The organism is Psychrobacter vallis, assembly GCF_904846715.1.
Lineage (GTDB): Bacteria > Pseudomonadota > Gammaproteobacteria > Pseudomonadales > Moraxellaceae > Psychrobacter > Psychrobacter vallis.
In genome coordinates, this window is the sequence record NZ_CAJHBU010000001.1 from 131,517 (window position 1) to 145,893 (window position 14,377).

Below are 14,377 nucleotides of genomic sequence, written 5' to 3' on the forward strand. Positions count from 1 at the left end.
ATCTGTCTACCATTAACTATTTTCGGCCTTTAGTACGCTATCTAAACTTTCAAGTACATGCTTAGAAGCGGCATGCTTTTGCAGATCTAAAAGACTATCATGCGCCATTTGACGACGTGGTTCAGCCAATGTGTTCCATCGTGCCAGCACTTGCACTAAGCGTGAGGCCAATACAGGATTGGCATCATCCAGCTTTTTAATCACACCAGTATAGATATCGAGGCCTTCTTGTGTCCATAATACTGTCGGCTGTGAGCTAAAGGCGCTGATCACTGAGCGCACACGATTTGGCGTATTCCAATCAAAACCTTCATGATTAAGCAATGACTGGATAGCGTCAACACTCACATTATCAGCAGATGCTTGCACACTGAACCATAAATCAATGACCAAATCATTCGCTTGAAAACGCTCATAAAAATCTGTCAAATAACCATTAGCATTTGCCACTTGATGATTGACCATGGCTTTTAATGCACCAAAACGCTCAGTCATACAGCTGGCATTTTCATACTGCTGCTCGGCCCATTCTACTGCATCATCAATATTAGCAGTCAATGCCATGTCTAGTATCACATTACGCAAGGCGCGTTTGCCGCGAGCCTCAGCACTATCCTCATAAGAGTGCATGGGCAGCTTTTTATAAAGCGTTGCCCACTGATCTTTTAGTGTATTTGCTACTTGTTGATACAATCCTTCACGCTGTACTTTAACCAACTCTGGATCATAATCTTTAGGAATGGCAGAAGCCAGCTCCTGCGCTGATGGAATATCAAGCAAGCGCGCGGCCAACATGGCGTCATCGACCGCCAATGCTGGTAACGTCTGTGCCAATGCTTCTAAATATACTTCAGGGCTGCTCTTTGAGCCTTGAGATTGCAGTAAAATACGATTTACCAGCATTTGTGTCACTTGCCAGCGGTTAAAACCATTGGTTTCATGTTTGAGTAAAAATGCCAAATCTTCATCTTGATAATCATAGTTAAGCTGTACGGGTGCGCTAAAGTCACGTAATAAAGACACCACAGGCTCACCAGCGATACCTTCAAAAACAAAAGTTTGCGTCGCTTGGTCTAACAACAACATACGCTCAGCGACAATATTACCCGAGTCTTTATCAAATAATGCAGTCGCTACCGGAATTGGTAAAGGTTTTGGTGCATCGAAACCGCTGACGTGACGTGTCTGCTGACGCAACGTAATGGTAAGCGTTTGTGCTGCGCTATCATAATCTTGATGCCCCGAAACGACTGGCGTACCCGGTTGGCGATACCAATCGATAAAGTCTTCGATTTTAGCATCAGTGATACTGAGTGCCGATAAAAAATCCTCAACGGTGACGGCTTGCCCATCATAACGGCGGAAGTATTCGTCTGTGCCTTTACGGAAATCCTCTGACCCTAAGGTATTAGCAATCATACGTACGATTTCTGCGCCCTTCTCATAAACCGTCGTGGTATAAAAATTATTAATTTCAACAAAGCTCTCAGGACGCACAGGATGCGCCAGTGGCCCTGCATCTTCGCTAAACTGATGCGCACGCAAGGTCGCTACATCATCGATACGCTGTACCGCACTCGATTGCTGATCCGCTGAAAACGATTGATCACGGTAGACAGTAAAACCCTCTTTTAGACATAGCTGAAACCAATCACGACAGGTGATGCGATTGCCTGTCCAATTATGGAAATACTCATGAGCGATGATGGCTTTCACACTAAAACTACGGCTATCTGTTGTGGTTTCAGGGCTAGATAACACGCAGGCGGTATTGAAAATATTAAGACCTTTATTCTCCATGGCTCCCATATTAAATTGACTGACCGCGACGATCATATAACGATCCAAATCGTAGGCTCGGCCATAATTGACCTCATCCCATTTCATGGAATCTTTTAGCGCCTGCATGCCAACATCACATTTATCGATGTCAGCAGACTTTGCGTATATCTCGAGTAAGACATCTCGACCCTCACTGGTTTTATAAGAATCGGTCAATACGTCTAAATCAGCGACCACACAGGCAAATAGATAGCTTGGCTTATTAGTCGGATCATGCCAAATAGCATAATGACGGCTTGGTTCGTCTGCCACCTCACCCGCTTCAACTAAGTTACCATTGGCCAATAGCGTCGGATAGCGCTTATCAGCCTCAAGACGCGTTGTAAATATCGCCAACACATCAGGACGATCTGGATAAAACGTAATTTTACGAAAGCCTTCTGGCTCACACTGAGTGACAAACATGGTATCGTCGCCGCTACCTGCCATATAAAGCCCTTCAAGCGCTGTATTGGTTTGCGGGCAGATACGTACTTGAATATCCAACGTTGCCTCATCAGGCGCATTAAAAATCATCAACTTTCCTGCTTGTTGCTGATAGTCGTCAGCAGCCAGTTGACTGCCATTCATCGTAATCGCTAGTAGCTCTAAGTCTTCGCCAAATAAGACAAGCTCCCCTGCAGTTTGGCGCACCATTTTTAGCGTACTATCTACCTGTGCATACGTTTCAAACAACTTAATATCTAAGCTAACGGTTTCAACATCGAAGCTTGGTTTTTTATAATCTTTTAAGTTGATTTTGCTAGGCGCATGCGGCGGTACATCAGGCATACTTGGATTGATGATTTGAGCATCAGCTTCAGCGGTAGACATATGAATTCCTATTATTATTTATGATATGAATAAACGGATGATAATGGAGAGATTGATAGTGATTACGGCAATAAACCAAATATTATGCAAATTCTTGAGACAATTTATTTTTAATAAATTTATAACTACATTGAACTAAACTGTCAGTTTTCAAGTACAAGCCTCAAAATTACTACGTTTATAATCCATAAAGGAGGTCGAAACAGTGATCAATATAGTGAGTAGTATAGAAATACGGTTGTCATATAGTCGATCCACTATAAAGTAGATACAGTGCTACTGGGGTAAATTTTGTGTAGCCTCTGTCTGCGTAGGCACAGCAAGCAAAGAAAATTTACCCCAGTAGCGCGGGATAATAGTTGTATCTCTTTTATTTAGGACTGACTATAGCGACAGTGATGGCAATCTACCAAAGATTTCAAATCAAATAATCCGTATAAATCATCCATTGGATAATGTTCATTAAGATGATTTAATAGACGTACTGATGACCCACATTTTATAAACGGCCCATTATATGACAAAGCACATTACCAGTCGCTCAGATATTACTTTACCACTACTCAGAGACTATGTTGATGCTCTACTACCATCGCTAGCGAATGGTGATGCTGCGGTGTTATGGATTGTACAAGACGACAGTGCTTACGCGGCCTTAAAAACACAGCTAAACAACCATATACCTAAGACAGACAATGATGCAGCAGTGAGCGCAACTGAGAAACTACAAGTATCAACTTTATCAGAGCTTACGCAACAACAGACATCTACACGCTATGATCTGGCCTGCTTTTGGCTCCCTACATTATCATCAGAGCTGTTACCACAATATATCCCAATACTCATGCGTTATCGCGATCTTTATGCTGCACATCTGCTAATCACTCTGGATAGCACCATAGACTTAAAAGCTTATGGCTTTACCCCATTTGACATCTTAAATGAGCATGGGTTAAAAGTAGATGAGAGTAATCAAACAATATTACCTTCATCACTCACTTCATCAGCATCAACCACCCTATGGCAATTTAACTTATATGATTATAAAAAACTACCAAATTGGCTCAATGCTGACTACTGGGCAAATCCTGAAAACTGGGGAAAGCGTCGTTGGTAAGATATTGCATATCTAACTGTAAATTCTAGAATTATTTACAGTAATAGTACTTACATAAAGTAACATTTAGTATATGATAGATAGCAATTGCCTAAGTTTTATCGTAAGCAGTTTAAAAAAACAAATTTAATTAAAATTTTAGGAGCTCACTATGTCAACCAGTTTTTCTAAGATCGCAGTTCTCGCTGTATTATCAAGCGCAGTTGCACTAACCACAGGTTGTGCTACCAAACGTTCTACTTCTGAAGTGGTGGTTGCCCCACTAGGTATTCCAGGCGGTCAAGCTGGATACACTGGCGCTGTTATCGTAGATAACTCAAATGCGGTCATTTCTGGTGCTGAGAATTTGCAAGCGGTTGTCTATTTTGCCTTTGATAGCAGTGCGATTACGACACAAGCAGCAAATGTCCTAAATCAACATGCAAGCTTGCTAAGCTCGAACCCAGCCGCTGGTGTGGTCATCGCAGGTCACACTGATGAGCGTGGCAGCCGTGAATACAATATCGCCTTGGGTGAGCGCCGTGCCCAAGCCGCACGTGATTATCTTGCTGCCCAAGGTGTCGCTGTCAATAACATCCGTGTCATCAGCTATGGCGAAGAACGTCCTGCGGTTGCTGGTAACACAGAAGACGCTTATGCCCAAAATCGCCGTGCTGAACTGTCTTACTAAGACTGGTAAGACCGATAAAAGTAAATAAAGCTTAATGTTCTTTATAAAAGCCCAGCGATACCATATTGCTGGGCTTTTTACGTTTTACTCTGTCAACCAACATCAATCGACACACTCAATGATGCCAACCTTAACTCATACCCAATATACTCAGCTCACCCCTACGACATGGTGCGCCACGGCACAAGTGAATGACTCTCTATCTCCAAGCTTTGAAGAGTTCTGGGGGCAATCATCATGGTTACTCGCCTCTCACATATCACCGCTAAGTTTCTATAGGCATGATAATCTCAATTGGCAGAACTACCTTTCACCAGTAGCTTTGTCAGTGCGTGATATGAATCACAATCAACGCCAGCTACAGCGTAAAGGCGTTCGATTATTACTGCAACATTTGCTTGATCAGCTAGAAATTAACGATGCTTTGGATGAGTCTGCTTTTCCTTATCGATTGATCGATAACAACCACTATGTCTGCTTTAGTCATACAGGCTCTAAAAATAAAAATGACGTGCATAACCACGCTGATCAAGCGACTCATCAGCCTCTAAACAATAAAGTTGCCGTGATTATTAGCCGTGATCGTCCTGTGGGGATTGATATAGAAAATAACGATGTTGCATGGCAAGTGGCTCAGCGTTTTTACTCAGCCAATGAGATTGTCGCCATGCAAGCACTGCCGATGATTCAACGTAATATTATCGCTAAACTGCTATGGCAAATAAAAGAAAGTTTTATCAAGATACATCAGTATACGTTGGCACAAGGCTTAGGTGAGGACTACGCTTATCTCATTGCTGGTTTACTGAGTGCCCTAAGAGAGCAATCTCCTTTAATCGTCATTGCCGACAGTCAGTCTCATTACCATATTGCAGTGTTGCCCACTCAACAAACTATCGTCATATTTTAGAGATTTTATAAATGTATAGTCGGGGCAGTTTAAAGCGGGTACAAGGCAACCGAGTGCAAATAGTATTGGTATACAGTAAGCAAGGTTAACACCGTATCCATTTATAGATGCCTTGACTATACTTGTCGAAAACGACAGTCATTACTTTATTACAGACAAAAAAAACGACCCTAATTAGGATCGTTTTTTATTTTGCTCTTATTCTAACAACAGTACTTAGACTGTGATTAGATTAGAAACGGTAAGTTGCACCAACTTTAGCGATTGGCATCCACTCTAACCAGTTTTTATCTTCTAAATCCTTTTCAGCTTGGTCTGCAGCAATATTAGCAGCAGGGTTAAGATTTCCAGCTACACGGTTAATGGTAGCATCAACTTTACCCATATATGCAGCACCAACTTCACCGAATAAACCAAAGTTATTAGTGATGTTAGGACGGAAGCCAATAGTAGCATAAGGAGCTAGCTTGTTACGATGCTCGATAGTACCTTCTAGGTTACCGATATTTTCACCACCAAAGTCGCCATCAGCTCTCTCATCAACAGAAGCAGTACCTGCATAGAATTTCTCACCATTGATACGGTAGAAACCAGTACCTTCAGCGTTAGCACGAACATCGATATCGTTATCAGGAACAATGATACCAGCGCCCATTGTGAACCAGTTACCAGCAGGACGTAGTTGTACGCCTAGGTACGGGTTACTGAAATCTGTATCAACATCATAGTTTACATCGTTTGCGTCAAAGTCGCCGCCGAATAGGTCAGCAACATCGCCACCTGCCCAACCAGCTTGTAGTTCAGTTTTCTCGTTTAGTGACCAACCAAGGTTAGCACCATAACCTAGCGTACCCACTTCAGCACTAACAGATGCTGGGTTGATAGCGGTTTGGAAAAAAGTCTTAGTGCCACCAACGACAGCGCCTGTAGTATTGCGTACTACACCAGCATCAGCATTGTAGCCATAAGAAGCAGGTTGTGCTTCATAAGCGACAGCAACTGGCTCAGCTTCATAAACAACAGCATCATTACCGTCAACAACGATAACAGGTTCAGCTGCTAGTGCGGCAGTTGATGCTAATACAGCAGCAGAAATTGCTGTTAATTTAATAAGTCTCATAAATACTCTCCTAAAGTGTGGAATAAATCGCCCAAAAAAATGATAATTTAATGTCTTTTTAAATCAATCATTTTGTTGAGCAGATTAAAACAATTTTGACTGGAAAAGTCACCCCTATAGGTGCGCTTTTTATTTGCCATTATGTAAAGATTGCATAGGTATTGTAATAATTGCTACACCAACCCGCAAAACTCCGCCTTTCTGTTACACAATACTCTCAAAGTAACTAAACTGCATAGACATGAATATTGGCTAGCTTAATGTTCATGTGAGGGTATTACAAAATATGTCATCATAATGACCTACCTCACTATTTAATACAATGACAGTTATATAGGTTATTACTACAGTTTGTTGTGTTTTGTGAGTGAGCGTATCTAGTATTGCTACTATATAAAAACCATGACATGCAAATGAGTCATATAAATATTGCTATATAGCATGACTGGTTGTCGTATAAGCTTGATATTATGCTAAATTAGAAACTATGACGACATAGCACAAGGCTTCCGATTTGCTACCGTCTGTTCTATTTATGAAAATGTTGTGATGTTTTTATTTTATTCTTTTTATTATCATTGAGTCATTCATATGCCTAAAGTATCGTCGATTACCCGTGTGCTAGAGATAATAGAGGCCGTATCTTACGCCTCTAAGCCGCTCTCACCACTTGAGCTATCGCAAGAGCTGGATATCCCTAAACCAACCATGCATAGATTGATTCAAAATTTGGTGGATGATGGATTTTTGACCGTCGATATTGGTGGCGGTATTATTCCTGGTAAGCGGGTACGTAACTTAAGCGTCGAGCTTTGGCAGCAGCGGTTATTTTTTAACGAGCGGCAAATGATTTTGCAAAAACTGGTTGATGAAATCACAGAAACCTGTGGTATTGGTGTTCCCTACCACATGCATATGATTTATACCAATCGGGCACAAACAACTTTGCCGCTACAGATTTATTTACCAGTAGGTGCAAAGTCACCCATGTGGTGTACTGCCACGGGCAAGCTATATCTCAGCCAATTATCTGCCGCGAGTCGCCATAAGATATTGCAGGGTCTGCCACTAGACAAATTTACCAAAAACACCATTACGAATATCGATGCGTTAAATGCTGAGCTTGATCGTATTGCTGAAACTGGCATCGGCATCGATAATGAGGAATTCATCTCTGAGATGGTGGCAGTGGCCGTACCCATATTGGACAAAAAATCACGCTATCTGGCGTCGTTATATGTGCATGCGCCAACCATACGAGTCTCGCTTGATGAACTATTGACTCATGTACCTCGCTTACAAAAAGCGGCGCAGGATATTCAAACCCTCGTATACGATCTGCAAAGCTAAAGATCCTAATGAGCAAACGCGAAAAAGGCCTGTCTCATTATAATGAGACAGGCCTTTTTTAGTTTTACTTCTAGAGGCGGCGAAAAATTCATACCAGTCCCGCTGGCTCGTTTTTGTACTGAACTCACTATACCAATAGCTAGTAGACTAGACTAAGCGAGCTGGACGCTGCTAATCCTATTTTTTGAAATTAACATTAAGACAGCACTGAGCTATCGTGGCGACCCATAATGCTGGAGAAGTCTTTATCACCGTTTTCTACTGCATGCGCCTCATACAGCTCGGTCGCTTTGGCGCCCATTGGCGTTTCAACATGGGTATCTTGAGCCGTTTGCATGGCAAGATTGAGATCTTTTTGCATCAGCTTGCTCATAAATCCGCCCTGATAACCGTTGCTAGAAGGCACGTTTTCCATGACTTGTGGATAAGGGTTGTAGACTTCTAATGTCCAGTTGCGACCTGAACTTTGCAACATGATATCCGATAAGACTTTAGGGTCTAGGCCATTTTTGACACCCAAATTGATGGCTTCTGCTGTTCCTGCCATAAGTATACCAAGCAGCATGTTGTTGCAAATCTTGGCAACTTGGCCAGCACCATGATCGCCTGCATGAAAAATGTTTTTGCCCATAACCGCCAATATTGGCTCAGCTTTGGCAAAGACATCGTCGCTGCCACCAACAATGAATGTCAAACTACCAGCGATTGCACCACCTGTACCACCAGACACTGGCGCGTCTAAGAAGTCTATACCAAGCTTGACTGCTGCCTCTGCGACCTTCATGGCATCAGCCGCCGCTATCGTACTACTGTCGATGACCAGCGTGCCTTTCGGCAACGCGGCAAGTAAACCGTCGTCACCATTTTCACCCAAATAAACAGAATGAACGTGCTTGCCAGCAGGTAGCATACTAATGACTACTTGGGCATTACTGACAGCATCTTTAGGACTATCGGCGACCCTTGCCCCTGCTTGTTGTAAGCGCTGAGTCGCTGATTCAGACAAATCATAGACTGACAGTACATATCCTGCCTTTAATAAGTTTTCTGCCATCGGTGCGCCCATATTACCAAGGCCAATAAAGGCGATACTTGGCTTGTCAGCGTTTTGCTCCGTCGTCCTGATATCATTTGTACCCATCTCATCGCTCCTTGATGACTGCTTATGTAGATAATGCTACATATAGTCTGTCATTATTTTTTGAGTCTAATTTTTATCTAAAGGTTATGCTGAACTGGTAAATCAAGTATTTAGCGAACAAGCTGATTACTTAAAGCGTTGGCGCTCAACCAATTCTCTAAAGGGTGCTCACCTTGCGGGTAAGGATTCACAAAATGCTGTTGGATGTAGGCTTGCCCATCGAGGCTTAAACAATCGGCTAATGAACGTGACCACTGCGGGCTGCGATCTTTATCAATCAGTAGCGCACGCACGCCTTCTTTAAAATCAGGATTGGCGGCGCAGTGTACTGCTACATTTGTCTCTAAATATAAAACTTGTTCTATCGATAAACCCGCAACTCTGTGATACAGCGCATAAGTCAAAGCGGCAGTCACTGGGCAACCATGACGATAAGTAGCAACGGCGCGCTGTGTCCAGCTATCCTCAGCAAAGACTGCATCCAACTGTGCCAGTGCCTCATCACTTTGTAGTAATGCATCAATGTCACTCAAGCCGCCACTATTCATCAGCTGTGCGATAGGTTGCCAGTAGGTCGCCAACTTACTATCAGGTAAATCAGCCACTGGTTGTGCAGCAAGTGCGCGGCTGACGATACTGTAAGCACTATTGTTATGACATTTATCTATATTATGAGCTGCCACTTGCCAATCGCTCTGTTTTAAACGCTGGATGATGGCATCATAATCACTACTGGTGACGGCATATTCTGCAAGATTGGCCAATAGCGCATCATTACCATTACACATCGCCCCTGTAAGCCCCAAGAACAATCCTGTTTTGGCTGGCATCCGCTGCAAAAACCAACTACCAGAAGCATCAGGGAACAATCCAATGGTAATCTCAGGCATAGCAAAACGCGTGCGCTCGGTGACCAAACGATGACTGCACGCTGCCATGAGTCCCATACCGCCACCCATGATGATGCCATCACCCCACAGTATTAATGGTTTGGTATAAAAATGCATTTGTCGGTAAAGGTTGTACTCATTACCAAAAAATTCTGTCGCATAAGGGTTCGGGAGTGGCGCACTGGTAGACATGCTGTCATATAATTTACGGATATCACCGCCAGCACAAAACGCCTTATCCCCAGCTCCTTTTAGAACCAATGCCACTATCTGATTGTCATCTTGCCACCGCTCTAATTGTGCTGATAACAATTGGCACATCTCAACACTCAAGGCATTCAGAGATTTGGGCGTGTTTAATGTCATTATCCCGAGCAGATGGCCGCACTCTGTCGGCTCAGTATCGAACAGAACAGGCGACTCTATCGCTAGCGTTTCTTTATTACTACTATCATCCGTCACTGTCATATCTGTTTTTATCATAAAAAGCACCTACGAAAATTAGAAAAATACGTTCGTTCAGTCTTATACCAATCCCAAAGATTAGAGTAGCAAGGAAAACGCGTGCAAGTACTACCTGTTGTAGGCTAAACGCATTTGACGCAGCTAATCGTATTTTTTGGGTTTGGTATTATTTATTTATTTTGCCAATTGGATTGTCGCTTCTCTAAAAATGCTTGAACACCTTCACGCTGGTCCTTGGTATCGAATAATTTAACAAATGCTTCACGCTCGTGTATGAGATTTTGCGCAGGTGGTGTATATCGGGCAGCTTGGATAAGTTTTTTAGAGTAACTGACGGCCACAGGTGACTGTTTGGCGACTTTTTGTGCTAGCGCATGAGCAGCAGCGAGACCTTCGCCTTTGGCCGCAACCTCTTCAACCAAACCAATACGCAATGCCGTCGCTGCATCGACGCGCTCACCGCACAATATCATCCGCTTCGCCCAACCTTCACCCACGAGCCAAGGTAAGTTTTGTGTACCGCCCGCGCATGGCAATAAGCCCACACCCGTCTCAGGCAACGCCATCTGTGCGTGTGCTTCGGCGATACGAATATCACAGGCCAGCGCACATTCAAGCCCGCCGCCCATCGCGTAACCGTTGATGACCGCGATACTAACGCCGTGGTAAGCGGATAACGCTTCAAACGCCTCACCAAAAGCAATGGCCATGCTGATGGCTTGACCTTTATCCCCATCTACAAAATTATTAAGATCTGCACCTGCTGAAAAAAACTTTTCGCCATCGCCATGAATGATTAAGGCATAGACATCGTCATTCGCATTTAGGTCAGTGACAAGCTGTTTCAATGCTTGCAAGCTATCCATCGTCCACGTATGAGCAGGCGGATTATGCAGTGTTACGATGGCAGTATGATTGTCAATTGACAATTTAAGATTGGTATACTCTGTCATAGAACATCCTTGTTTTAGTATGGCTACATATATGATGCTTGGTTGGTGAATACGTTACTTTTCCAATTAGCATTAGCGTAATTGGCTTAGCGCATCGTCCTGTAATAGTTGACGCGAGACAATCACTCGCATGATTTCATTGGTGCCTTCCAAAATCTGATGCACACGCAAATCTCGCACGTGGCGCTCAAGTGGATACTCATTCAGATAGCCGTAGCCGCCATGCAACTGTAACGCTTCATTCGCAACATCGAAGCAAAGGTCTGTCGACAAACGTTTCGCCATCGCGCAGTAAGTAGACGCTTGCGAATCGTTGTTATCAACTTTGTGCGCTGCTAAATAGAGCATTTGCCGTGCAGCTATCGTTTGCGTAAGCATATCAGCAAGTTTAAATTGTACTGACTGTAAACTGGCAATTGGACTGCCAAATTGACTGCGTTCTTGAACGTAATTGGTCGCCGTCTCCAATGCTGACTGCGCTGTACCAACGGCACAAATGCCAATGTTAATACGGCCGCCATCTAAGCCTTTCATCGCGATACGAAAGCCCTGACCTTCCTCGCCTATCAGATTGTCTACGGGTACTTTTACATCCTTAAAGCTAATCGTTCGCGTTGGCTGTGCTTTCCAGCCCATCTTATGCTCATTTTTACCATATTCGATACCAGCGCTATTGGCATCAACGACAAACGCTGACACGCCTTTTGGCCCTGCACCGCCCGTCCTTGCCATCACCACCAATACATCTGTCGAGCCTGCACCTGATATAAAGGTTTTTTCGCCATTGAGTACATAATAGTCGCCCTGCTTGTCTGCTTTGGTACGCAAAGAGGCAGCATCAGAACCAGCGTTTGGTTCTGTTAAACAATAACTGCCAAGCCATTCACCGCTGACCATATTCGGCAGATACTGCTGACATAATGTATCGCTACCATATTCACCGATCATCCATGCGGTCATATTGTGGATGCTCATATAAGATGCCACAGCCGTATCGCCCCATGCCAGCTCTTCGAATACCATCGCTGAGTCGAGCCTTGGTAAACCCAAACCGTCATACTCTGGATTGGTATAAAGTCCCAAAAAGCCAAGCTCACCAGATTTTTTTATCACATCGACTGGGAAATGCGAGGTGCGATCCCATTCCGCCGCGTTTGGCTTAAGCTCTTTTTGGGCAAACTGTCGGGCAGTTTGGCGAAAGGCCATCTGGTCATCGGTCAATGAAAAATCCATGAGATCATCCTTGTGCGTACATAGCAAATATGGTGGATAAGATTTGATACGTCATTACTTCATCATGAAAGCGATATGACGATAATAAAATCCTACTGCAAAATAAAAGTCAGAACAATTAACGTATACCGCGTGACTTGGACAAATTTTCTGTCTTGCTGTGCCTACGCAGATTACGAAAAATGTATCCCAGACCCGTTATACCTCTTTTGTATTGACCTAACTATACAGTAGATCAATAATTAAATTGAAATAGTGGTATTCACACCACGGCTCGCTTCATCATCGAACCAGCGCGCCGTGACGGTCTTGGTTTGAGTATAGAACTGTACGGCTTGTTTGCCATAAGGACCAAGAGCGCCAAGCTTACTGGCACGTGAGCCTGAGAATGAGAACATTGGTAGCGGCACAGGAATCGGCAAATTGATACCGATTTGCCCGACCTGAATGTCTTGTTGGAATTTGTGTGCCGCTGCTCCCGATTGAGTAAAGATTGCCGTGCCATTACCATGTGGATTGGCATTGAGCATCTCTATCGCCTCATCCAAGCTCGCAGCACGCATGATGCAAAGCACAGGGCCAAAGATTTCTTGTTGATAAATTTGCATGTCGGCGGTGACATGGTCAAAAATAGTGGGTCCAACGAAATTGCCTTTTTCAAACCCTTCAACCGTGATACCGCGACCATCAAGTAATAAGCTCGCCCCTTCTTCTACGCCAGTGCCAATCAAATGCTCAACCCGAGCTTTTGCGGCTGGAGAAATCAGTGGGCCTAAGTCTTTATCATTTTTACCTGCTGATACCACCAAGTTTTCTGCTTTGGCTTTGATGTCATCGATCCATTCCCCTGCTGCACCAACCAGAACCACCACTGACAATGCCATACAACGTTGGCCAGCGGCACCAAAGGCGGCACCCGCTAGCTGATTGAGCGTTTGCTCTTTATTGGCATCCGGTAGGATTACACCATGGTTTTTGGCACCCATCATACACTGGGCACGCTTGCCTGATTTGCTAGCGCGTTCATAGACATGATGACCAACGGCAGTAGAACCGACAAATGATACGGCCTTGATATCGGGATGATCACAGATAGCATCGACCGTCGCTTTACCGCCATGCACGACGTTTAGCACGCCTTCAGGAACGCCCGCTTCTACGGCAAGCTCCACCAAACGCATGGTGACCATTGGATCTTGTTCAGAAGGTTTTAAAATAAAGGTGTTACCCGTAGCGATGGCCATCGGGAACATCCATAGAGGAATCATCGCTGGGAAGTTAAAGGGTGTGATGCCCGCACAAACGCCCAATGGCTGCCAAATACTATAAGTATCAACACCAGATGCAACATTTTCAACGAAGTCTCCAATTTGTAAATTGGCAATGCCTGCTGCATGCTCCACCACTTCTAAACCACGGAAGACATCACCGCGCGCATCGGCAATGGTTTTGCCTTGTTCGGCGGTTAAAATTTCTGCCAGCTCATCCATGTGGTCACGAATCAACTCCTGATATTTTAAAAAAATACGGGCACGGGTGGTGATGGGTGTCTTGCGCCATGTCTGAAAAGCCGTTTGGGCAGCAGCGACCGCTTGGTTAATTTCGTCGTTCGTAGTTTGTGGGACTTTTGCGATGACTTCTTGAGTTGCTGGATCGGTGATATCAATCCACTCATCTGTCTTTGATTGAGTAAACTGACCATTGATAAGCTGCTGAACGTGATGCATAAGATATCCTTATCTTGTTTGCGAGACTACCGTTTTGTGAGGTTTTTAACTGTTTAAAGAAATTTATGAGTTATAAAATTTTATAAAAACCATCAATTTAAAATGATTTATTTTGTATCGTTATTGACTATAACAATAAAACAATT

The 14,377-nt window shown here is 43.8% G+C and carries 10 protein-coding genes and 1 pseudogene; 4 read left to right on the forward strand and 7 right to left on the reverse strand.

Annotation, left to right across the window (positions count from 1 at the left end; genetic code table 11):
• Window positions 1-12: 12 nt before the first annotated feature.
• Window positions 13-2,613 carry an aminopeptidase N gene (gene pepN, locus JMY02_RS00570; RefSeq protein ID WP_265087935.1) on the reverse strand — a complete coding sequence of 867 codons (2,601 nt, stop codon included), beginning with the start codon at window positions 2,611-2,613 and terminating at the stop codon, window positions 13-15.
• A gap of 559 nt (window positions 2,614-3,172) precedes the next feature.
• On the opposite strand from pepN, the gene JMY02_RS00575 reads away from it, so the two are divergent.
• The 3 genes from JMY02_RS00575 (at window position 3,173) to JMY02_RS00585 (ending at window position 5,352) form a co-directional block, all read left to right on the forward strand.
• Window positions 3,173-3,772: a DUF6231 family protein gene (locus JMY02_RS00575; RefSeq protein WP_201594136.1), complete on the forward strand. Its 600-nt coding sequence runs from the start codon at window positions 3,173-3,175 to the stop codon at window positions 3,770-3,772.
• A 151-nt stretch (window positions 3,773-3,923) separates the two neighbouring features.
• The gene (gene pal, locus JMY02_RS00580; protein ID WP_201594137.1) at window positions 3,924-4,442 is read left to right on the forward strand and encodes a peptidoglycan-associated lipoprotein Pal; all 519 of its coding nucleotides are present in this window, start codon (window positions 3,924-3,926) and stop codon (window positions 4,440-4,442) included.
• A gap of 118 nt (window positions 4,443-4,560) precedes the next feature.
• Complete coding sequence (locus JMY02_RS00585) at window positions 4,561-5,352, forward strand: 4'-phosphopantetheinyl transferase family protein (protein WP_201594139.1); 792 nt, start codon at window positions 4,561-4,563, stop codon at window positions 5,350-5,352.
• Window positions 5,353-5,584: 232 nt separating this feature from the next.
• On the opposite strand, the gene JMY02_RS00590 is transcribed toward JMY02_RS00585, so the two are convergent.
• Complete coding sequence (locus JMY02_RS00590) at window positions 5,585-6,472, reverse strand: hypothetical protein (RefSeq protein WP_201594141.1); 888 nt, start codon at window positions 6,470-6,472, stop codon at window positions 5,585-5,587.
• A gap of 591 nt (window positions 6,473-7,063) precedes the next feature.
• Between JMY02_RS00590 and JMY02_RS00595 the strand changes: the two genes are divergently transcribed.
• Complete coding sequence (locus JMY02_RS00595; protein ID WP_201594143.1) at window positions 7,064-7,822, forward strand: IclR family transcriptional regulator; 759 nt, start codon at window positions 7,064-7,066, stop codon at window positions 7,820-7,822.
• A gap of 196 nt (window positions 7,823-8,018) precedes the next feature.
• On the opposite strand, the pseudogene mmsB reads toward JMY02_RS00595, so the two are convergent.
• From mmsB to JMY02_RS00620, 5 genes and pseudogenes are all read right to left on the reverse strand, one after another.
• Window positions 8,019-8,966 (reverse strand): annotated as a pseudogene (mmsB, locus tag JMY02_RS00600) (3-hydroxyisobutyrate dehydrogenase); the annotation flags it as partial.
• 107 nt (window positions 8,967-9,073) lie between these two features.
• Window positions 9,074-10,336: an enoyl-CoA hydratase/isomerase family protein gene (locus JMY02_RS00605; protein ID WP_406947695.1), complete on the reverse strand. Its 1,263-nt coding sequence runs from the start codon at window positions 10,334-10,336 to the stop codon at window positions 9,074-9,076.
• Window positions 10,337-10,488: 152 nt separating this feature from the next.
• Window positions 10,489-11,271 carry an enoyl-CoA hydratase gene (locus JMY02_RS00610; RefSeq protein WP_201594147.1) on the reverse strand — a complete coding sequence of 261 codons (783 nt, stop codon included), beginning with the start codon at window positions 11,269-11,271 and terminating at the stop codon, window positions 10,489-10,491.
• Window positions 11,272-11,343: 72 nt separating this feature from the next.
• On the reverse strand, window positions 11,344-12,504 hold the full coding sequence (locus JMY02_RS00615) for an acyl-CoA dehydrogenase family protein (RefSeq protein ID WP_201594149.1): 1,161 nt from the start codon (window positions 12,502-12,504) through the stop codon (window positions 11,344-11,346).
• A 242-nt stretch (window positions 12,505-12,746) separates the two neighbouring features.
• Complete coding sequence (locus JMY02_RS00620; RefSeq protein ID WP_201594151.1) at window positions 12,747-14,231, reverse strand: CoA-acylating methylmalonate-semialdehyde dehydrogenase; 1,485 nt, start codon at window positions 14,229-14,231, stop codon at window positions 12,747-12,749.
• Between the last annotated feature and the right edge of the window lie 146 nt (window positions 14,232-14,377).

What these genes read in the sequence shown, in the direction of transcription:
- pal (WP_201594137.1), top strand. Translation starts at nt 3,924, where the DNA reads ATGTCAACCAGTTTTTCTAAGATCGCAGTTCTCGCTGTATTATCAAGC.
- JMY02_RS00620 (WP_201594151.1), bottom strand. Translation starts at nt 14,231, where the DNA reads ATGCATCACGTTCAGCAGCTTATCAATGGTCAGTTTACTCAATCAAAG.
- JMY02_RS00575 (WP_201594136.1), top strand. Translation starts at nt 3,173, where the DNA reads ATGACAAAGCACATTACCAGTCGCTCAGATATTACTTTACCACTACTC.
- JMY02_RS00590 (WP_201594141.1), bottom strand. Translation starts at nt 6,472, where the DNA reads ATGAGACTTATTAAATTAACAGCAATTTCTGCTGCTGTATTAGCATCA.
- JMY02_RS00610 (WP_201594147.1), bottom strand. Translation starts at nt 11,271, where the DNA reads ATGACAGAGTATACCAATCTTAAATTGTCAATTGACAATCATACTGCC.
- pepN (WP_265087935.1), bottom strand. Translation starts at nt 2,613, where the DNA reads ATGCCTGATGTACCGCCGCATGCGCCTAGCAAAATCAACTTAAAAGAT.
- JMY02_RS00605 (WP_406947695.1), bottom strand. Translation starts at nt 10,336, where the DNA reads ATGATAAAAACAGATATGACAGTGACGGATGATAGTAGTAATAAAGAA.
- JMY02_RS00595 (WP_201594143.1), top strand. Translation starts at nt 7,064, where the DNA reads ATGCCTAAAGTATCGTCGATTACCCGTGTGCTAGAGATAATAGAGGCC.
- JMY02_RS00615 (WP_201594149.1), bottom strand. Translation starts at nt 12,504, where the DNA reads ATGGATTTTTCATTGACCGATGACCAGATGGCCTTTCGCCAAACTGCC.
- JMY02_RS00585 (WP_201594139.1), top strand. Translation starts at nt 4,561, where the DNA reads ATGATGCCAACCTTAACTCATACCCAATATACTCAGCTCACCCCTACG.